17 protein-coding genes and 3 pseudogenes are annotated in these 19,068 nt (G+C 69.7%); 10 read left to right on the top strand and 10 right to left on the bottom strand.

What is annotated here, in order from left to right; all coding sequences use genetic code 11:
* Nucleotides 1–11: 11 nt before the first annotated feature.
* Nucleotides 12–467: a hypothetical protein gene (locus AB0J71_RS42215; RefSeq protein ID WP_352329696.1), complete on the bottom strand. Its 456-nt coding sequence runs from the start codon at nt 465–467 to the stop codon at nt 12–14.
* 265 nt (nt 468–732) lie between these two features.
* On the opposite strand from AB0J71_RS42215, the gene AB0J71_RS42210 reads away from it, so the two are divergent.
* A complete protein-coding gene (locus AB0J71_RS42210) occupies nt 733–3,282 on the top strand; it encodes a tetratricopeptide repeat protein (RefSeq protein ID WP_364419728.1) in 2,550 nt (849 codons plus the stop codon).
* Nucleotides 3,283–3,372: 90 nt separating this feature from the next.
* On the opposite strand, the gene AB0J71_RS42205 is transcribed toward AB0J71_RS42210, so the two are convergent.
* The 3 genes from AB0J71_RS42205 to AB0J71_RS42195 all read right to left on the bottom strand — a co-directional run bounded on the left by AB0J71_RS42205 (nt 3,373) and on the right by AB0J71_RS42195 (nt 5,706).
* Nucleotides 3,373–3,948, bottom strand: a complete 576-nt coding sequence (locus tag AB0J71_RS42205; RefSeq protein WP_352329690.1) for a GNAT family N-acetyltransferase — start codon at nt 3,946–3,948, stop codon at nt 3,373–3,375.
* A 392-nt stretch (nt 3,949–4,340) separates the two neighbouring features.
* The gene (locus AB0J71_RS42200; protein WP_364390168.1) at nt 4,341–4,814 is read right to left on the bottom strand and encodes a MerR family transcriptional regulator; all 474 of its coding nucleotides are present in this window, start codon (nt 4,812–4,814) and stop codon (nt 4,341–4,343) included.
* A 19-nt stretch (nt 4,815–4,833) separates the two neighbouring features.
* Nucleotides 4,834–5,706 (bottom strand): SDR family NAD(P)-dependent oxidoreductase, encoded by an 873-nt coding sequence (locus AB0J71_RS42195; RefSeq protein ID WP_364419726.1) that lies wholly within the window; start codon nt 5,704–5,706, stop codon nt 4,834–4,836.
* A gap of 56 nt (nt 5,707–5,762) precedes the next feature.
* On the opposite strand from AB0J71_RS42195, the pseudogene AB0J71_RS42190 reads away from it, so the two are divergent.
* Nucleotides 5,763–5,939: pseudogene (locus AB0J71_RS42190) on the top strand (hypothetical protein); the annotation flags it as partial.
* A 104-nt stretch (nt 5,940–6,043) separates the two neighbouring features.
* On the opposite strand, the gene AB0J71_RS42185 reads toward AB0J71_RS42190, so the two are convergent.
* Nucleotides 6,044–6,916: a PhzF family phenazine biosynthesis isomerase gene (locus tag AB0J71_RS42185; protein ID WP_352327294.1), complete on the bottom strand. Its 873-nt coding sequence runs from the start codon at nt 6,914–6,916 to the stop codon at nt 6,044–6,046.
* Nucleotides 6,917–7,023: 107 nt separating this feature from the next.
* A complete protein-coding gene (locus AB0J71_RS42180; protein ID WP_352327295.1) occupies nt 7,024–7,335 on the bottom strand; it encodes an EthD family reductase in 312 nt (103 codons plus the stop codon).
* Between the two features lie 182 nt (nt 7,336–7,517).
* Between AB0J71_RS42180 and AB0J71_RS42175 the strand changes: the two genes are divergently transcribed.
* Together AB0J71_RS42175 and AB0J71_RS42170 are read left to right on the top strand one after the other, a co-directional pair.
* Nucleotides 7,518–8,420, top strand: coding sequence for a LysR family transcriptional regulator (locus AB0J71_RS42175; protein WP_364419724.1), 903 nt, complete (start codon nt 7,518–7,520; stop codon nt 8,418–8,420).
* Between the two features lie 514 nt (nt 8,421–8,934).
* Nucleotides 8,935–9,297: a nuclear transport factor 2 family protein gene (locus tag AB0J71_RS42170; RefSeq protein WP_352327297.1), complete on the top strand. Its 363-nt coding sequence runs from the start codon at nt 8,935–8,937 to the stop codon at nt 9,295–9,297.
* Nucleotides 9,298–9,459: 162 nt separating this feature from the next.
* Here AB0J71_RS42170 and AB0J71_RS42165 read toward each other — a convergent pair.
* Nucleotides 9,460–9,597, bottom strand: a pseudogene (locus tag AB0J71_RS42165) (ISKra4 family transposase); the annotation flags it as partial.
* A 110-nt stretch (nt 9,598–9,707) separates the two neighbouring features.
* Entirely contained in the window at nt 9,708–10,439 is a 732-nt protein-coding gene (locus AB0J71_RS42160; RefSeq protein ID WP_364419723.1) for a hypothetical protein, read from the bottom strand.
* Nucleotides 10,440–10,994: 555 nt separating this feature from the next.
* Between AB0J71_RS42160 and AB0J71_RS42155 the strand changes: the two genes are divergently transcribed.
* A complete protein-coding gene (locus tag AB0J71_RS42155) occupies nt 10,995–11,360 on the top strand; it encodes a hypothetical protein (protein WP_352327298.1) in 366 nt (121 codons plus the stop codon).
* A 430-nt stretch (nt 11,361–11,790) separates the two neighbouring features.
* Here the strand turns inward: AB0J71_RS42155 and AB0J71_RS42150 are convergent, their stop codons facing one another.
* Nucleotides 11,791–12,195 (bottom strand): hypothetical protein, encoded by a 405-nt coding sequence (locus tag AB0J71_RS42150; RefSeq protein ID WP_352327299.1) that lies wholly within the window; start codon nt 12,193–12,195, stop codon nt 11,791–11,793.
* A 146-nt stretch (nt 12,196–12,341) separates the two neighbouring features.
* Between AB0J71_RS42150 and AB0J71_RS42145 the strand changes: the two genes are divergently transcribed.
* The 3 genes from AB0J71_RS42145 to AB0J71_RS42135 all read left to right on the top strand — a co-directional run bounded on the left by AB0J71_RS42145 (nt 12,342) and on the right by AB0J71_RS42135 (nt 14,505).
* Entirely contained in the window at nt 12,342–12,950 is a 609-nt protein-coding gene (locus AB0J71_RS42145) for a GNAT family N-acetyltransferase (RefSeq protein ID WP_352327300.1), read from the top strand.
* A 296-nt stretch (nt 12,951–13,246) separates the two neighbouring features.
* Nucleotides 13,247–13,456: a hypothetical protein gene (locus AB0J71_RS42140; protein ID WP_352327301.1), complete on the top strand. Its 210-nt coding sequence runs from the start codon at nt 13,247–13,249 to the stop codon at nt 13,454–13,456.
* A gap of 185 nt (nt 13,457–13,641) precedes the next feature.
* Complete coding sequence (locus AB0J71_RS42135) at nt 13,642–14,505, top strand: hypothetical protein (RefSeq protein ID WP_352327302.1); 864 nt, start codon at nt 13,642–13,644, stop codon at nt 14,503–14,505.
* Between the two features lie 276 nt (nt 14,506–14,781).
* Here the strand turns inward: AB0J71_RS42135 and AB0J71_RS42130 are convergent, their stop codons facing one another.
* Entirely contained in the window at nt 14,782–16,563 is a 1,782-nt protein-coding gene (locus AB0J71_RS42130) for an amidase domain-containing protein (protein WP_364419720.1), read from the bottom strand.
* Nucleotides 16,564–16,739: 176 nt separating this feature from the next.
* Between AB0J71_RS42130 and AB0J71_RS42125 the strand changes: the two genes are divergently transcribed.
* Entirely contained in the window at nt 16,740–17,876 is a 1,137-nt protein-coding gene (locus tag AB0J71_RS42125; RefSeq protein ID WP_364419718.1) for a hypothetical protein, read from the top strand.
* An 83-nt stretch (nt 17,877–17,959) separates the two neighbouring features.
* Nucleotides 17,960–19,040, top strand: a pseudogene (locus AB0J71_RS42120) (IS630 family transposase).
* Nucleotides 19,041–19,068 lie beyond the last annotated feature (28 nt).

Genomic DNA, 19,068 nt, shown 5'->3' with positions numbered 1-19,068 from the left:
GCTGACGTCGTCTACCCGCCCAGGAGGAGGGTCACGACGACGCCGGCGACGAAGAAGAACGCTCCGCTGACGATGTTCAGCCACATGCCTTGCTTGAACGATTTCCTGCCGCTCTCCTCCAGTCGTGCCGCCAGCCGCGCATCGAGCATCTTCTCGACGGCAGCCTGAGCGTCCTTGTGCATCGAGGCGATGCTCTCGGCGTGTCGGGCCTCGGCTTGCAGCTCACGGACTGTCGCGGTGCGTGCCTCCATCTCCGCCGAGAGTTCGGCGAGCAACGCCGTCGAGCGCTTGAGGAGATCAGCCAACTCGTCGGCCCGCTCCTCGATGCCGGGAGCGCTCTGTGCTGGGGACTCCTCCGCGCTGCCAGGCCGTCTGAGTCTGCTCTGCACCTTTTCCAAGGCGCCTGATCCCAGCCCGCTGAGCACGGCGCCGACGATGGTCGAGATGAGAAGGGGGTCCACGTCCACGCGGGCAGGTTAGGAGCGGCGACCCGACATGCGCGCCACAACGAACAAGCGGTGATCGGATCGATACATGCAGCCACGTCACGGCGCACCATGAGCTCACCCGTCGACGAAGTGAGCCCCGCACCACCTCCGGGCCGCCCGCTTGCCCGGCCCCCCTCCCAGCCCACCTGCGGTGACAACGGCCCTGCCGGCCGTGCAGTGGGCGGTCCCACCGGAGCTCACCGAAGCCGCCCGCGCGGACCGGACGATTACTTAGAGTACGGACATGGATCCCGTGAGCGTTGTGGGGGTGTTGACGGGAGTGGCCGCGGCCGTCATCGCAGCCCTGCAGTTGCACCGGACTCCCCGCCGGAGGAACGCGGTGCCCGTCGTCCCGCCGTCGCTCGTCGTGCCCGCGGTCGAGGGACAGCCGGGAGCGCTCGTCGTCCCGGTCCTCCGTGCACCGGTGGGGCGGCTTCCTCAGGTGCACGGCAGGCAGGGCCTGCTGCTGGACCTGGAGCAGCGCCTGACCGAGCCGGACGGAAACTTCCATGTGCTGGGCGGTCTCGGGGGAGTCGGCAAGACCACGGTCGCGCTGGCGCTGGCCGAGCGGGCTCAGAATGCGGGGCGGCCCGTCTGGTGGATCGCCGCCACGGACGTGCAGGCCGTGACGTCCTGCCTGCTGGCGCTGGCCGCCGAGCTGGGCGCGTCGGCGACCGAGATCGAGGAGGCGCGAACCGGACGGCGCGATGCCGCCGACGTCCTCTGGGGGCGGCTGGAGGAGCGGACCGGCTGGCTCCTCGTCCTCGACAACGCCGACGACCCGGCGACGCTGGAAGTGGCGGGGGCGCCGGTGCGCGACGCGACCGGCTGGCTGCGGCCCACCACGTCCGGGCTCCTCGTCGTGACCAGCCGCACCGTCGAGCAACGCGTCTGGGGCCGGTACGGCCGGGTCCACCACCTGTCGTGCCTGTCCGAGGACGACGGGGCACGCGCACTGCTGGACCTCGCCGGGCACGCCGGCAGTCCGGAGCAGGCCCGCACGGTGTCCAGACGGCTGGGTGGGCTGCCGCTGGCGCTGTCCCACGCAGGCAACCACATCGCTTCTCCCTTCAGCACCGAGCAGACCTTCCCCGACTATCTGCTTGCCCTGGACGACCGCTTCCCCAGGCTCCTCGGCAGCAGCGGCGCGGCACCATCGATCGCCACCACCTGGGAGATCTCCCTCGACGCCCTCGCTGAGCGCGGGTGCGCGCAGGCCCGGCCGCTGTTGCGGGTGCTCGCCTGCCTCGCACCCGCCGTGGAGATCGACGCCGCGCTGCTGGACGACACCATGCTGGGCGAGATCTGCGGCGGGGAGCACCAGGTGCGCCCGGGGCTGGAGGCGCTGAGCTCCATGGGCCTGATCGAAGTCCGCGGGCCCACCCGTACGGCGCGTTCGGCGCTGGTCGTTCATCCCCTGGTCGCCGAGGCGAGCCGGACGCACGTCACATCGGTGATCACCACCGTCGCGATCGCCCTCATGCGTGGCGCGGTGGACGGCAGACGGCATGACACGCCGTCCGACTGGCCCGTCTGGCAGCAGCTGATGCCTCACCTGCGTGCCCTGCTGTCCCTGGCCCCCGCCGTCCTGGAAGAGCGCGCCCTGGGGGAGCTGGCGGGGGTGGTGAGCCGAGGGGGCGGCGCGTTGCGGGCAAGCGGCTACTACGCCGCCGCCGCGGAACTTGCGACGCTCTCGCTACGCCAGGCCGACGTCCTGGGGGCGGATCACCCGCGGGTTCTGGCCCTGCGCCATCAGCGCGGTGGCGCGTGGGCGTCCATGGTGCACGCCGTCGAGGCGGAGGCGGAGCTGGCCGACGTCCTGCGGGCCCGGTCCGCCGTCCTGGGCGAGGAACATCCCGACACGCTGGCGAGCCGGCACGAGTTCGGTTTCGCCCTGTTCGAGCAGGGCCGCTACGTCGAGGCTCATCGTTGTTACGAACAGACGCTGTCCGTCAGGGCGCGGGTCCTGGGTGCCGACCATCCGGACACCCTCGCCACCTGGCACGAGATCGGCCGTGTCCTGTCCATCCGCGGCCTCCTCGACGAGGCGGAGGCGGTGTGCCGGAGCGTGGTGGAGGCGCGCGCCCAGGTTCTCGGCCCCGAGCATCCCGACACGCTGGCCAGCCGCTTCTACCACGTGCGCGCCATCGGCGATCTCGGCGACTACGCGATGGCGGAGAAGGGCTACGCCGAACTTGTCGCCGCCCGTGCCCGCGTGATCGGCCCGGATCACCATCTCACCCTGCGTACGCGGTTCAACATGCTGATGAACGTGGCTCTTCAGGGGCATACGGCCGAGGCGGCGACGGGCATGGCCGACCTGGCGGCGCACCAGAGCCGGGTCCTCGGCCCCGGGCATCCCGATATCCTGCTCACCAGGTCGAACAGGGGCTGGATGCTTCGTGACCTCGGCCGGCATGCCGAGGCCGAACACGAACTGGGCACGCTCGTGGCATCGGCCCGGCGGGTGTGGGGCGATGACCACATCTACACCTTGGACATACGTTACGAACTCGCGCGGACGTGGCGGGTCGCCGGCGCCCCCGATCGAGCCGAGCGCGAGCTGCGCGACGTCCTGCGACGGCAGGTCCGGGTGCTGGGCCCGGCGCACCTCCAGACGATCGCGACCCGTTACGAGATCGCCCGCGTCCTGGAGGAGCGCAACCTTCAGGAGCAGGCGTGCCGCGAATACCGCGCGGTGATCGAGCTGTACCGGGGCACCTGCGGGCCCGACCATCCGCAGACGAAACGTGTGGAGGAACGACACAGATGTGCGTCCCTGCAAGCCCCGTAGACGATGGCCACTTCGAACCGCCCAAATCCGGGACGAACGGCACCCACTGCCACCAAGGTGGCTGAGGGCTCCCAGGCGTCTTCGCCGCAATCACTCGTGGGCGGGCCATTCCTCGGCCAGGAGCGCGTACGAGAGACCGTCGATCCATCCCTTGGTGCGGTGGAGCGAGTCTCTCACCGTGTGCTGTTCACGGCGCATCCCGACCCGCTCCATCAGCCGCCACGAGGCTTCGTTGTCGTAGAAGCAGTCCGCGTGCAGGCGGCGCAGGCCGAGCCTCCTGAAGGAGATGTCGATGAGGGCGCGTACCGCTTCGGTGGCGTAGCCCTTGCCGCCGTAGGCGGGATCGAGCGTCCACCCGAGCTCTCCTTGGACGCCTTTCGCCTGGTCGGCGACTTCTTCCTGGGCCCAACCGTCCTGGATCCTCAGCGTCAGGTCGCCGATCACCCGGCCGTCCAGTTCGATGAGGAGCAGGTCTGCGAGCCGCTCCTCGCTGAGGAAACGCTCACGGTAGTCGTCGTAGGTCTGTGTGGCGGCCGCGATCCATTCGTGAGTCTCCGGCAGTTGCCGGAAGGCCCAGGTCGCGTCCAGGTCGTCGGGGGCAGCCCGGCGCAACAGCAGCCGCTCAGTGGAAATCGGCCAGTCCAGCGTGTCAAGAGGGTGACTCATGGGCCTTCATGGTGACAGCGGGCTGTGGTGACACACAAACGGATTTCCTGCGGACGACGTCGGTAGAAGACCTCGGGATCACCTTCGTCGAGGCCGTGCACCATCCCTGCCGGCCCCGCCGGCCAACCCGCTGGAGCAGCTGCTGCACGGGATGGTTGGACAGGTTCGTTGAGGTGAACAGCTTCGCGGTCCGGCATGAGCTGCTGCTTCCTGGAGCCGGAAGCCCACGTTGATCGCGGCCTGGCCGTCAAGGAGGTGCCGTCCGGCCTCGCTCTCCACGATGCCGACCGCGACCGACAACCGTGCTGAGAGCGCGGCCACGAGCAGCGCGAGGACGGCGACGCCGTACCATCGTCCGTGGATCACGGCCACGCGGTCACCCCGGCCGCCGGTCAGCCTTCCGGGTGCCCGTCGTAGACGCGGATCTTGTATTCGGTCGTCTCCAGGGCGAGAGTGAGCTCGCGGATCTGCCGCACGATGCGGTCGCGCTGGTCGAGCATGATGCGCCGGCGTTCCGGGACGGTGCTCGGGCCCTGCTCGACGAGGGCGATGTAGCGCTTGAGATCCTGCATGGTCATTCCCGACAGCCGCATCCGGGTGAGGAAGACGAGGCGGCGCAGGTCGAACACCGAGTATTCGCGGTAACCGGAGGCGTTGCGGGCCGGCCGCAGCAGTCCCTCCTGCTCGTAGTAGCGGAGGGTGTGGGGGGACAGGCCGACCAGGCGGGCGGCCTCGGCGACGCTCCTGGGCGTCGCCGAGGCCTCGATCGTGGTGTCGTCGAGGAGGTCGTGCAGCGCGTCGATGACCGATGCTGACGGTTCGTCACCGGCGGCGAGGATGCGCTCGATCAGGTCTTCGGTGGCCATGTTCGACAGGCTACGGAGCTCAGAACGCGCGTAGCGCCGGCGGCATGCCGGGAAAGTCGGCCGTTTGGCTGACATGCGCCCACTTCTCGACGTCGCTGAGCGCGTTCCGGTAGGCGCGGGTGAGATTGCGCACGGCCTCGGCGCCGAGCGGAAGCCTGAGCGGCGCGTCGGGCGTGTCCAGCATGTCGCGGATGGCCGAGGCGGCACGTGCCGGGTCGCCCTCCTGGATGCCGTCCGCCTCGGCCATGTTCGCGCGGACGGCGCCGAGCACGTCGTCGTAGACCGGGTGATGGTCCACGGTCCTGAGCACGTCGGCGGAATTGAAGGCGGTGCGGAAGCGGCTGGGCTCGGCGATGAGGACGCGCACGCCGAACGGCGCGACCTCGCCCGCCAGCGCCTCCGACCAGCCTTCGAGCGCGAACTTGCCGGCCGAGTAGCTGCCGACGGCGGGGAAGGACATCCGCCCGCCCTGACTGCTCATCTGCACGATCGCACCGGAACGACGCGCACGCATGTGCGGCAGCACCGCGCGCACGTAGGCGGCCGGGCCGAAGAGGTGCTGCTCGAGCATGTCGCGCAACTGCGCGTCCGTGACCTCCTCCGCGGCGCCCACCTGCCCGGCTCCGGCATTGTTGACAAGGACGTCGACGTGCCCGAATGCGTCGAGCGCGCGCCGTACGACCGCCGCGGCCGCGTCCGTGTCGCGCACGTCGTGCTCGACCGGCAGCAGCCGGTCACCGTACTGAGCCCGGAGCGCGTCGAACCGGTCGGCACGCCGCGCCGTGCCGGCCACCTGCTCGCCCGCGGCCAGCGCCGCCTCGGCCAACGCCAGGCCGAGCCCGGAGCTCGCACCGGTGATGATCCAGGTCTTGGTCCCGTTTGTCGTAGTCATGACGGCGAAGATAGACATTCGAGCGCGCTCGAAGGCAAGCAGGCCTCACCCGCCAGGCAGGCGTCGCGATCGGCACGCTCTACGGCCACTTCTCCAGCCGTCGCGCGCTGGTCGGCGCGCTGCTCCGGGAGCGCGACGAGACCCCGTTCGCGTACGGGGACCGGTTGGCTGCCCTCGGACGCCAGGAATACCGCTGGCGGCACATGCTCACTGTCGCCCAGCGGAACTGGTGACCACGAGGTCGACCAGATGCGATCTGCCTCCGCGGTTCTCGACCGACCAGCAGCCCACCGCCCGGCAGAACCTCGTCCTGGACGGGACCGCAGAAGTGGACGGTCTAGTTGTCGCCGTCGCGGACCACCGCCAACCCGCCGACCCGGGTCGTGATGCCCGCCGGTCCGCGTCGGGCCGAAGCGAGCACGCTGGCCGGTCGCCCCAGGGCGTCGCCCTGCTCCACCTCGATCGCGAGCGTCTGTGCCCCTGTCGTGTCGAGCAGGTGGGCGGCCAGGCAGCCGGTGCTGTTGGCGTTGGCGACGTCCTCGTCGACACCGATCGCCGGCGCGAACATCCGCGCCGCCCCCGGGCGTTCGCCCACCGGCGGTACGTACACGAAACAGCCGAGGAGCCCGTACCGCCGGCACGCCGCCGTCAGCCTGCCGAGGTGCGGGTGGATTCGCAGTAGCGCCGACCGGTCGCGGACCGGTACCAGCATGCGCGGCGCGCCGGGCGCGGCGATCCGTGGCGCGTCGGTCGGATGCGGGTCGTCCGCGGTGAGCCCGAGCGCGGTGACGATCGCGGCGCGTTCGTCCGGTGCCGGGTGACGCAGCTCGACGATGCCCTGGTCGAACCACACCTCGATGCCGGCGGGGCGGCGGATCGCGACGGTGTCGAACGTGCGCCCGCCGGTGTGCTGGCGGTCGTTCAGCTCGCCCAGCGTGGTGCGGGCCAGCCGGACGGCCTGCGCGGCAACGGTGCCGTGGCCGCAGCCGGACAGTTCGGCGGTGGCGGTGAAGAACCGGACCGGCCGGCCACCGTCCGGCGTCCGCCCCGGGCCGAGGAACGCCGCGTGCGAGGTGCCGGCCGCGGAAGCGACCGCACGCCGGTCCGCGTCCGTCGCGGCCGGGTCGTCGTCGGTGACGGCGGTGGGGCTGCCGCCCCGGCCGTCGCGCCGCACGCACGCGTCGACCACCGTGACATCCGGCCAGGTCATCGGCCCTCCTTTGACGCTCGGCGAACCGGCACCCGCGAACGGCGTCCGCCGACAGCCGGGCTTGGCCGGCGGCCGACCGGACGTGTCCCGGAGCGTACCGTCCTGCCTCAGCCGGTGCCGTCCTGCACCGGATAGTGGATGACGACCGCACCGCCGGTGGCGTAGTTGGCGACATCGGCGGTCAGCCGCTGCCCTTGCGGCGACGACTGGGCCGCGGCCATGGCGGCGGCGTCCGCGAATTCGGCCTCGAAGACCGCGAAGTACGGCTTTTCTCCCCTGGTCGCCGCCACGTCGAAGCTGTAGCGCCACGCAAGCAGACCGGGCCATTCCATGACCAGCGGAAGGTGCTTGGTCACGTAGTAGTCGCGGAAGTGGTCAGGGTCGGCGGGCTCGGGATACAGGACCAGCAACTTATGCATGACGACCTCCGTCCAGAGCCGTGAGGGCGGACTCGAAGTCGGCGGTGTGCGTGGGTGCGAAGTCCCGTATCGCGGTCAGTTCTGTCGTCATATGCGCAGGTTAGGGCTTGATGTGCGGTCGAGGGAAAGATCGGTACGGGATAGACTCAGAACGGATCGTTATCAATCGGCGGGGAGGCCAAGTGGCGCCGGATACGGTGAGCCTGCGGTACTTCCTGGTGCTGGCGCAGGAGTTGAACTTCACCCGCGCGGCCGCACGGATCGGTATCGCACAGCCCGCACTCAGCGCCCGGATGCGCCGACTGGAGGCCGAACTCGGTACGGCCCTGCTGATCCGCAACACGCGTAGCGTCGTACTGACCACGGCCGGTGCGGCTTTGACGGAGTCCGCGCCGCCCGCGCTGGCGGCGCTGGACCGGGCATGGGACGCCGCCCGGAGCGCGGCGGCCGGTGAACTGGGCACGCTGCGCATCGGATACAGCCTCAGCACCGGGGCCGAGACGGCTCCGGCCCTGGTGGACAGGCTGATTCGCGACAACAGCGGACTTGAGGTCAGCGCGGTCCCGATGGCGACACCGGAGATCTCCCCGGCGGTCGCCGACGGCCGCATCGATGCCGGGATCACCCGCGGTGAACAGCCGGGCCGTGGTGTGCGCCGGTTCCTGCTGCGGCGTCAGCGCATCGGGGTCCAGCTGGCGCAGCACCATCCGCTGGCCGTACACCCGGAGATCGAGATCGCCGACGCGGCCGCGTATCCGCTGCGACTCCCCGACCGTGCGGCCAACCCCGTGATCCACGATCAGCTGGCCGCACTGTTCCGAGACACCCGACCCCACCCCCGGTTCCACACGCCCGCGGTCTCTTTCGACATGTCTCAGCGCGACCTGCGCGACGGGCTCACCCTCGCCCCGGCCGGAGAAGCCGCGGTCGCGGCATCACCGGCCGACATCACCTGGCGACCGCTACGGGGCGCCCCCAGCCTGACGATCCACCTGGTCCTCCCACACGACCCGTCGCCCCTGCACCGCCGCGTCCGTGCCGTCGCCAGAACCCTGGCGTACGAACTGCACTGGCTGCCGGGCTGACGCGTAAAAGATCAAGCGAGACGGACGTCCAGTGGCGAGGCCGAAGACCTTGCGCTCAGCGGACTTCCCCTGCGCCGTGTTCGGCATCGACGACAAGACCGCCATCCGGCCACGCCAAAGCCGCCCGCCACCTCCTGCAAACGCCACGGAAACGCCCGAACCACCGTGACACCATGGCGTCGTGCCCCCCGCGGATGAGCTTGTCAGCCGGAAGCTGCTCCAGGTGACGGTGTCCTGGCACACCTTTCCAAGCGATGATCACGGGTCACTGGTGCACATGTGGTTACACCTGAGCGATCTCGGCCCGGTTCGCTTCCACACCCCCCCCCGACTCCCGGCGCAGCTCACCGTCGGTCCCGCCGCAGAGAACTCTCTGATGAGCGGATGGCCAGTCGATCCGAGCCGTTCACCGCATCACGGCAACGGCCTGTCGGGAAGCCTTCTGGACTCGCGAAGATCAGCCGAGCGTGAACGCCCTGGCACGGATGCGGCCCCGGCTGGGAGGGTGGACCTCATGACGGAGGACTTGCGGGACGCCGAGCGCCGGCTCCAGGCCGCGCAGCTCGCTGGAGATGTCGAGGCGCTGGATCGGCTGCTGGATGATCGGCTGATCTTCACCTTCGGCGCGAACACTGCCACCAAGGCGGACGACCTGGAGCTGCACCGCACTCGGACACAGGTGATGACGAAGGTGACCGAGGAGGATTTGACCGTGCTCGCCGACGGGCGCACCGGAGTGACGTGGTTTCTCGGCACCGTCGAAGGGACCGTCTCCGGTACGCCGTTCGCGGCCAGGATGCGCTACACCCGTACCTGGATATACGACGAGACACACGGCTGGCGAATCATCGCCGCGCACGCCAGCACGGCCGATTGACCTAGCCGACGAGTTGTCCGATGACCAGCCGGCCGGATGGTCGTCGGAAAGGATCAAAGCCAGAGCGAGACCGGGAGAAACCGTGGGAACGGGTCAGGCCGCGAGGCTGAGTGCTTGATCTGAGCCGGGGTACCAGCGGGCGAAGCCCGCTTCAAGGTCGCGGTTGAGGACGCGGGTACGGATCTGCAGGAGGAGGTGGGCGCCGCGGGGTGTCCATCTCATCTGCTGTTTCTTGACCATGCGGCGGCTGATGACGTGGTTGACGGTGGCTTCGGCGGTGGCGCTGGAGATGGCTTCGCCGTTGCGGTGGCGTTCGCCGTAGTTGGGGATCTCGTGCTGATTGCGGTCGATGTAGGTGCGGAACTCGGCCAGCCGGGTGTGGAAGGCGCGCTGCTTGTCGTCGGGCTCGTTCACGCAGAGGAGTTCGTAGTCCTCGACGTCCGCGGCCGGCGGCCGAAGGGAGCGGGTGCTCTGTCGCAGGACGGTGAGGCGCATGGTGATGTGGAACCAGTCGAGGTAGTGCTCGGCCTGGGGGTTGAGGTAGCGGGGCAGGTCGCGGATGTCCTCGCCGCCGCCGGTGGGGTGGAGCGGCCGGTGACGGCTTCGAACCAGCCGTCCCGCCGGGAGGTCTGGTTGCTGGAGTGGACATAGCCGCCGTCCAGGGCGACGACCAGCGGCAGGTTGGGGCGGGGCATGGTCTCCAGGTCCCGCGGACAGGTGTCGATGAAGCTGAAGCGTTCGTCGCCGAGTTCGTTCTCCAGGCGGGTCGCGGTGCGCTCGACCTGCTGGCGGATCGTGGTGGCGTGCAGGGGCCGACCGAGCGGGAAGGCCTCGGCGAGCAGGGTCGCGGCGGTGCCGTAGGAGGTGAGCGCGGCGTACTTGGCCTCCCACAGCAGCAGCTCCGGGGCAGTGCGCTCGGGCAGGGCCGCGGCGATGGGTCTGAACGTCGCGGCCTCCGACGGCGTGCACGGGCAGGTCTTCATTCGTGGGCTGTCCAGGCGGAGGGTGCCGAACAGGGTGCGGAGCACGATCTGCCGGGTGTCCTTGCGGGCGCGGGCCCGGCCGCAGTGGGCGCAGTTCTGTTCGGCGTCGACGGCGGCCTGGGCCTGGGCGGTGAGGAGGTGATGCTGGAGGCCGGACACCACCTCGTGCGCTTCGGCGAGCGCCAGCCCGGCGGTCGCGAGGCTGAGGTCGTCGCGGGCGAAGTGTAGGGGCCGGGACCGCAGGCTTCGATGATCGCCGCGCGCGCGGCTTGCACGAACTTCTCGACCCGGTCTCCCAACAGGTCCGCGGTCGAGTAGGAGTAGGTCAGCTGCTGACCGATCGCGGTCTCCAGGTCGACGGACCGGTTCACGGTGCGTGCCGAGCACGATCTGCTGGACGTGCTCGGCACGGCCATCGAGGTCGAGGATGCCGCCGTTGCGGGCGCGGCCGCCGGGTCGCGCAGGCGGTGGCGAACGTGTTCGACGCGGTCAACCTCGGGCGGCGGGCCATGTATGGGGGCGGGCCATGTATGGGGGATGGTAAGAATCCCTCCGCAGAAGCCCTGAACGAGGGGAGAAGCCCCCGTTAGGCTGCTTGACGTGAACCAGCCCCCATATCGGCAGTATCCCGCGCCAATACCGCCGCCGGGTCACCGTCCGGTCCGGAAGCGGCCGGGGCTGCTCGCTGTGATCATATTGGCGGTTTGTCTCGGCGTGAGCCTCATGGGCGTCGGCGGATATCTGGTCGTCCGCGCCATGACCAAGCCAGCTCACAGCGACGTGACCGCAGTCATCTTGCAGCCGACCGCCTCGCAATCGACAAAGGACGCGATCAGTCGGCGCCTGGTGTCGATGCCGCAGACTGATACGGTCTACTACGCTTCACCCGACGAGCTGCCTGAGTGGTTTCCCGGCAGCCATCCATGGGGCGCCACTCACCCTGATGCGTATCTGGTGAAGCTGCGGCCGGGCATCGATCCCGACACCGTGCAGGCGAGCCTGCGCGCCTGGCCGGGGGTGTTCATGGTCACCTACGTGACGGTCACTGATCTGACCATCGGCACGGGCGGGACCGAGTGAGCACCGGCTACTGTCGCACGATCCGACTCACGCGGGTCACAGGCCGTGACCGGCTGCCATCCCTCTCGCTTGAGGCTCCTGCCACGATTCTTACGATCATCTCGTGTAGGTAGCCGAACGAGATGAGCGTCAGTGCCATGATGCTGTGTGCGGTTGAGGCGAGGCTGGTCAGCGAGGTCAGCGGCGTCGGGACCGTCGGCGTTCGGTTTCCGACAGGGCGGCGCGTCGAGCTCATACAGCCGCTGAGGGTCGGCGTCCGGCAGTTCCCGGAACTCGGGGCTGGCCAGGAACTCGGCCTGGACCTCGGGCCGCAGCTTGCGCAGCAGCGCCACGGCGATGCGGTCGATGTCTCCCTCCGCCATGTCGATCCCTCCTTCCGCAGGCCGGGGGCCCGTCCCCGGCCTGACGTCTTTGCGGCGTCCGCGGCTGGTCAGGCCGGCGTGTCGCGCTGGCGCAGCAGTGCCAGGAGCTCGCCGACGCGGGCGTCCGCCTCCCGGGCCGATGCCTGCGCGGTGGTCTTGGCCTCCTCCAGAGCGGCCGCCCGGGTCTCGGCGACCTCCGCCCGCGCCGTGGCGGCCTGGGCCACGGACTGCGCGTCGGCCAGCTGGCCGCGCGTCTCCTCCAGGCGCCGCGCGGCGACGGCCAGGTCCTTGCCGAGCTCCCGGTTCGCCCTGGTCAGCTCCTGGTTGCTGCGCTGAAGCTGCTCGGCGCGCTCCCACTCCTTCTGCTGTTCCTCCTGGGCGTGGACGGCGGCGGCGGTCTGGCTGGCGGCCTTGCTCTCGGCGGCCGTCCGCGCGCTCTTGTGCTCCAGGGCCGTGGTCCAGGCAGCGTTCACCTCCGCACATCAGCAGCCACGGGACCACAGGCAAGCCGTGTCCCCGTGGCGGGGGCAACCAGGCAGCCAGCGGGATTCAGGGTCCTGCGCTCGGATTCATGCGAAATCGGATCGCTTCGCCGCCGACAATGTGCGACGGTCACTGCATGCCTCAACCGATCTTGCGTACCGAGCGTGTGCTGCTGGTCCCGCTCGCCGACCGGCACCTCGACTTGGAGGTTCGACTCGACTCCGATCCCGAGGTGCTTCGCTATCTCGCTGGACGGCCGCCGACCAGGGACGAGGTGGTAGCCGCTCATGCGCGGCGGATGGCCCTGACGCGCAAGGTGGACGGCTTGGGTTTCTGGATGGCCTTCGTCCGCGATGGCGGGGGGCGAGGTTCGACGCCACCGGAACGGGAGGAGGAGGGGGAGTTCATCGGACTCATGATGCTGCCACCGGCGCATGGTCCCGATCAGCCCGACGATCCCACCGTCTCGGATCTGGGGTATCGCCTCGTTCGCCGGTACTGGCGTCGAGGCTTGGCCAGCGAGGCGTCCCTGGCGCTTTTGCGGCATGCCTTCGACACGGTCGGGCAGAGTCGCGTGATCGCGCAGACCATGGCCGTCAACGCCGGATCCCGGGGGGTGATGCAGGCCATCGGCATGCGGTACGTACGCACGTACTACCCGCAGTTCGACGATGCGCTACCAGGTACGCACCTGGGCGAGGTCGAGTACGAGATGACCCGCGCCATGTGGGAGAGGATTCGCTGAGCCGGAGACCCCAGGTGTCAAGGTCACCCAAAGCGACCTGCGGTGATGCCCCCCGTTTGGGCCGTGTGGCACGTTTCTTACTGGCACCCGGTATCGGCCGGGCCGCCCGCTTCCGCCAGTCGCAGGACGTCGTGCGGGGCGCTCATGACGACGACGTATTCAGCAGGCTCGTCGGCCAGCCCGCGCGCGCGCCGCTGAGCCGCCGGGCCCCGCCGACGCCAGCAGGACGGGTTCCAGGTGGGCGGTCAGGCCGAGCGGGAGCCGGATCGGGGCAGCCAGGAACTGGAGGCCGGGCAGTGCTCAACCAGCTGCGCAGCGAGGGCGAGACGGCGCATCGCGAAAACGTCGCCATCATGTCGCCCTACCAGGAGGACAACGTACGCCGCTTCGACGACTACATCCACGACCTGAACGCGCCACTGGAGGTTATGGAGACCCGCGACCGCCGAGATCATCGACACCGTGTCCCGGATTCTGGCGGACGCGTCGCGCCCGGTGGTGATTGAGGTGAACAACGCCACGAGCCGCGTGCTTCGCCGGTTCCGCGGCTCCCACGCGCACGGCGCGGCAGGCCCTGAGGCGGCGGAGCAGGCAGCCCGCGATGTCCGCGGGGTGGCCGGTGAGCGGGAACGCCGAGCAACCACATCACCCGTTGATACGTCTACCGGATATGCGGATCTTTCCAGCCGTAGTGCTCCTCGTGCTCACGGCGGCCTGCGGCTCCGACGCGTCGGTCAGTGCTGACCCGTTCACCGGCCGGGCCCGGCACATCGCCGAACGCTGGCGGAACTCGGTCGAGCGCGGGCCCTGGACCGAGGGATACGTCCCACTGCGCAACTTGACCTTGGAACTCGATTGGGCGCACATGCCCCACTGGGTCGGACAGAGCATGATGAACAGCGCCTGGAAGCTGGAGACCGAACTGCCGGCCGAGGTGCCCGCTCCTGCCGAACTACGCTGGGCCGACGGCGGCACCATGAGCGTGCCGGTGCTGGCCGCCACGGCCGTCTACGCAGGCCTCAGCAAGCCCAAGTCCTTCGTCGACGAGGAGTGTCCCGCTAACGGCTGCCGGCCGCTGCGCGTGATCGCGGTCGCGCGCGGCGAGGCCACAACGCCCAGCAGCCGGGGAGACGTGCGGGTGCCCACGTGGGAGTTCACCGTGAAGGGTATGCCGGCGCCGATCCGGCGGGTCGCCGTGGACCCGGCCGCGATGGGCGGGCCACCGCGACCGCTGGCCGACGGGATCCAGGAGGTGGAGACGTACGAGGTGCGCGCGCCGACGAATCTTCAGCTGAGCTATCTGCACGGCACCTGCGACACAACGTACGGCTCGCGCGTTCATGAGACGGCCGAAGCCGTAGTCGTGGACGTCGACGTCCGGCAGGACGAGGTGGAATTCTGCAATGCGATGGGGAAGATCGACCGGATCGGCGTCACGCTGCGCGAGCCCCTGGGCCGCCGTGTGGTCCTGGACTCCAGCAGCGGGCTCCCGCTGCTCCCGCGGAGCGACATTCGCCTGGCTGAATTCCGGAACTACGACCCACGCCGTTCCTGACCGGCGCCTCGGCGCCGACGCACCCGTCCTCCTGCCCTCCCGCGGCGAGAAGCGCCTCGGTGGCCGGCATGCGCTCGATCCACGTAACGCACAACATCACGTCCGGGTTCTCCGCGAGCAGCTTGCGATAGTGCGTCCGCGCATCGGAGTCCGATGTCGTCTCCCGGCGAAGAGAAAGGGCCCGGCCCACCGAAGAAGCCGGAGGCCGGGCCACACCCTAGACGAAGGACGGACGGTCAAGAAGCGCTCCGGCGTCCTCCTGCCGTGGCAGGCGGGTCAGCCCGTGACGTGGGCTATGTAGACGCGCATCTTCGGGTACTGCCGCCACTTGGCGTTCAGGTGCACGTTGTAGGCGTTCTTCGTGTGCTGGGCGTACCAGATGTGGTTGTCCTTGACGCCATTGATGATGGCCGCGTGGTCGATGGAGCCGTTGCCATTGAGGTCGAAGTAGAGGATGTCGCCCTTCACGGCCTGGTTGAAATACCTGCGGAAGACGGCGCGCCGTTTCTTCCACATGTGGTTCCAGTTATTGTGGGCGGCGTACCAGGTGAACGAGCCGTAATTCGGCCAGACGCCGTTGTACCACCAGTAGCTGTCACTGCGATACCAGCCGCGCCGCATCTTCAGCCCGCCGTGACGCATGGCCTGGGAGACGAAGTTCGTACAGTCGGTGCCCGATTTAACCTTGTACGATTTGTTGCGGTTGTAGGCGTATTTCCAGGCGTACCAGGCGATCGCGTCGGAGCTGACCTTCGTCTGGAGCAGCGGCGGGCCCTCGACGAATCCGTTCTCGTCCATGGCCAGGGGCTCCGGCGGCGGTCCGTCGTCGTCGTCCTTCGTCGTGATCCCGGCCGGCGGGAGTCCTGAGTCGGGGGCGGCGTCCTCGGTGGTCGCCGCGGTGAGCACGGGCGGGGCGGCCGAGGCCGTGCGGGCGGCGGCGGGGGTGGCGAAGGTGAAGGTGAAGCGGTTGCCGTCCTCCTCCGTGACCTGCTCGGTCTGGCCGTCCTTGTAGGTGGCCTGCTGGGTGAGGTGCTCGGTGACGGTGGCGTACACGGTCACCGCGCGGCCGTCGGCCGAGGGCACCACGGCGACGTCGGACAGGCCGGAGTCGTAGCCGGCGTAGCGCAGCTTGGCGCGGCTCTGGTCCTCGCGCTGGTCCACGGCGGTGGGCCCGTTGGCGAGCACGACGTCGCGGATGGCCTCGCCGTACGCGCCGGCTTCGGCCGCGTCCTGCGGCGTGGTGGCGGCGCCGGTGAGCAGTCTGCCCTGGGCGGTCAGGTACTCGCCGGCGACCTGGGTGTACAGCTCCGGCTGCTGCGGGGCGGACGCGGGCCGCGCCGGCGCCGATTGGACGAGCGGTCCCGCGTGCCAGTCGTTGAGCGCGGTGACGGTGTAGACGTAGTCGCCGTCGGCCAGGCTCGTGAAGGCGGCGTAGTTCTGGGTGCCGGGCACGACGACCTGGGCGATCGCGGGCCCGGAGCCGTTGGCCGGCAGGGCCTCCAGGACGTAGTTGCCCACGCTCGCCGCGGGGCCGGGATCGGCGGCCTGCCAGGTCAGGTAGGCGCCGCCGACGGCGGGAGCCACGGTCAGGCCCTCCACCGCGCCCGGGGTGGGCGGTTCGGCGGGGATGTCGGCGCCGTCCACGGTGTCGACACCGATCGGATGGAACTCCGACCAGGCGCCGACCGCGCCGCCGTCGGTGACGCGGGTGCGCCAGGCGTACTCGGCGGTGTCCACGAGTTTCCCGGCGGGGACCGTCCAGACGACCCGGCCGGTGGTCGTGCGCGTGCCCGTGCCGGTGGCCAGCGCGGCCGTCCGGTCGCCGTCCCAGATCTCGAAGTCCACCTTGGGGACGGGCCTGCCGGGACGGGCAGGGGCGTGAACGGAAAGAGCGGGCGTCGCGGACTTGCTGGCGCTGTCGTCGCTCGGATAAGGACCGTTCGAGATGAGGTTGGCGGGCGGGGCGGCGGCCGACGCTCCGGTCGCGGCGAACTGGTCGGTGACGAGCAGCGCGGCGAGCAGGCAGAATGCCGCGGGAATTCGCATTCGTAATCGCACGGATCCTCCTCGGGATCAATTGCCGACGCTCCAGAATTGAGTCGGTGGCAATTTTTGTCAAGAGCCTGCATTTGTTTGAAAGAATTCATCGTCCGGACATCGTTCGTGCATTGACAGCGCTCTCCCCGGTGCATTCTTCTGTTTCCGACACAGAAAACGGAAAGAGGAAATTCAACATGTCGGAAACCTCGCGACGGCGCATGCTCGCCGTCGGCGCCGCGGGGCTCGCCGCGGGCGCGGCCGCCGCCTTACCCTCGGCCGCCTCGGCCTCCGCCGGCGACCCCCTGCTGGTGGGCCGGACCAACGACGCCGGCACGGACGCCGGACCCACCACCCTGGTCACCAACTCGACCAAGGGCCACGGCCTGCACGTCTGGCAGAAGGGCACCAAGTACGGCCTGCTCGGCCAGGCCCAGGCCAGCTTCGGCGCCGTCGGCCGTACGGAGAGCGGGGCGAGCTGCGGCCTCTGGGGCACCAACGCCGGGACGGCGGCGGACGCAGGCGCCGGCGTCCGAGCCACCGGCAACCTGCAGCACGGCCTGGAGGCGACCACCGCCAACGCCGGGCGCTGGGCCGTGGTGGCGACCAACGCGGCCACCCAGGCGGCGGGGGAGCCGGGCGGCGCGGTACGGGCGATCGGCGGCGAGTACGGCGCCGGCGTCAGCGCCGAGGGCTCCGACGGAGTCGTGGGCATCGCCGTGTCGCCGCTGGGCTTCGGCCTGGTCGGTCATGCCCCCGCCGGCACGGAGGGCGCCGCGCTGTACGCGCGCGGCCCGTCCATCCTGCAGGGCTTCACCGCCGTGGACACCGGCCTCGACACGCTGGGCCCGGTCACGTACCTGGAGAACGCGTTCCTCATCCCCCACCCCGCCGCCTCCGACCGCTACCTGCAGCACGCGGGGGTCCACGCGGCGGAGCGCAAGAACCTCTATGACGGCACCGTCACCCTCGACGCCGCCGGCGCGGCCACCGTCGTCCTGCCCGCCTACGTGTCGGCGCTGAACGCCGCCTTCTGCTACCAGCTCACGCCGATCGGCGCGGCCGCGCCGAACCTGCACGTCAGCCAGGAACTGGCGGGGGACAGGTTCGGGATCGCGGGCGGCGCCCCCGGGCAGAAGGTCTGCTGGACGCTCACCGGCGTGCGCAAGGACCGATACGCGGCCGACCATCCGTTCCGGGTCGAGGTGCCGCCGGGGACCGCCGCGGCGGCCAGCCGCTCGCAGGACGCGCGACATCGACTAGCGGCCCGCGCCACCGCCACCCGCCTCACCCTGACGACGCCCCCGCTCATCCCGGTGCCGCAGCCGTCCTGAACCCCGCGTCGAGCGCGGCCCGCTCGGCCGCGCGCTAGGGTTCTGAGTCGTTAATTCGATGAATAAATAGGCATGATGTCTGCATGGCGAAGCGTGGCAGACCTCGACGGCCCTTGCTTGTCAGCGAAGAGGATCGGCGCGTACTGGAACAGGTCGCGCGCCGGCGAACATCGGCGCAGGTCATGGCACAGCGCGCACGCATCATCCTGCGCTGCCAGGTACCGAGGTCGCCCGCGACCTCGGTACCTGGCAGCAGACGGTCGGTAAGTGGCGCAACCGCTACATCGACGGCGGCCTACAGGCACTGTCCGACAAGGACCGCCCCGGCCAGCCGAGAAAGATCATCGACAGCCACGTCGAGGACGTCATCAGGCAAACCCTGGAACAACCCCCGCCCGACGGCGGCACGCACTGGTCGACCCGGATGATGGCCGAGCGCACCGGACTGAACCAGACCGCCGTCTCACGGATCAGGCGGGCCTTCGGACTCAAACCCCACCTGGTCGACAAGTGGAAGCTATCTGACGACCCCTTCTTCATCGAGAAGGTCCGCGACGTCACCGGCCTCTACCTCAGCCCGCCCGAGGCGGCCCTGGTGCTGTGCGTGGACGAGAAGTCCCAGATCCAGGCGCTGAACCGCTCCTCGCCGGTGCTGCCGATGATGCCGGCGGTCCCCGAGCGCCAGACCCACGACTACATCCGGGCGGGCACCACCACTCTGTTCGCGGCCCTGGATGCGGCCTCGGGCAAGGTGATCTCCGCCCACCGCCGCCGGCACCGTTCGGTGGAGTTCCGCACGTCCTCGACCAGATCGACCGCGAGACACCCGCCGAGCTGGACGTCCACCTCGTCTTAGACAACTACGGAACGCACAAAGCACCGGTCGTCAAGGCTTGGCTGCTGGCTCACCCCCGCTTCCGCCTGCACTTCATTCCCACCTACTCCAGTTGGATGAACCTGGTGGAGCGGTTCTTCGCCGAGATCACCCGCCGGATGATCCGGCGCGGGTCCTACACCTCGGTCACCGATCTGGAACGCGCACTCAAAGCCTGGATCGACACATGGAACGACAATCCCCGGGCGTTCGTCTGGATCAAGACCGCAGAGGAGATCTTCGAGACCATCGCCGCATATCTCAATCGAATTAAGGACTCAGAACACTAGCTGCTGGGGTCTACCCCCAGACCGACTA

The organism is Nonomuraea sp. NPDC049637, assembly GCF_040675235.1.
Classification (GTDB): Bacteria; Actinomycetota; Actinomycetes; order Streptosporangiales; family Streptosporangiaceae; genus Nonomuraea.
Note: the sequence above shows the minus strand (reverse complement) of the source record. Positions and strands in the feature narration are given on the sequence as shown.

Coding starts and splice junctions, on each gene's coding strand:
- AB0J71_RS42205 (WP_352329690.1), bottom strand. CDS start 3,948: ATGAGTCACCCTCTTGACACGCTGGACTGGCCGATTTCCACTGAGCGG.
- AB0J71_RS42195 (WP_364419726.1), bottom strand. CDS start 5,706: ATGACTACGACAAACGGGACCAAGACCTGGATCATCACCGGTGCGAGC.
- AB0J71_RS42170 (WP_352327297.1), top strand. CDS start 8,935: ATGACGGAGGACTTGCGGGACGCCGAGCGCCGGCTCCAGGCCGCGCAG.
- AB0J71_RS42210 (WP_364419728.1), top strand. CDS start 733: ATGGATCCCGTGAGCGTTGTGGGGGTGTTGACGGGAGTGGCCGCGGCC.
- AB0J71_RS42185 (WP_352327294.1), bottom strand. CDS start 6,916: ATGACCTGGCCGGATGTCACGGTGGTCGACGCGTGCGTGCGGCGCGAC.
- AB0J71_RS42145 (WP_352327300.1), top strand. CDS start 12,342: ATGCCTCAACCGATCTTGCGTACCGAGCGTGTGCTGCTGGTCCCGCTC.
- AB0J71_RS42125 (WP_364419718.1), top strand. CDS start 16,740: ATGTCGGAAACCTCGCGACGGCGCATGCTCGCCGTCGGCGCCGCGGGG.
- AB0J71_RS42180 (WP_352327295.1), bottom strand. CDS start 7,335: ATGCATAAGTTGCTGGTCCTGTATCCCGAGCCCGCCGACCCTGACCAC.
- AB0J71_RS42200 (WP_364390168.1), bottom strand. CDS start 4,814: ATGGCCACCGAAGACCTGATCGAGCGCATCCTCGCCGCCGGTGACGAA.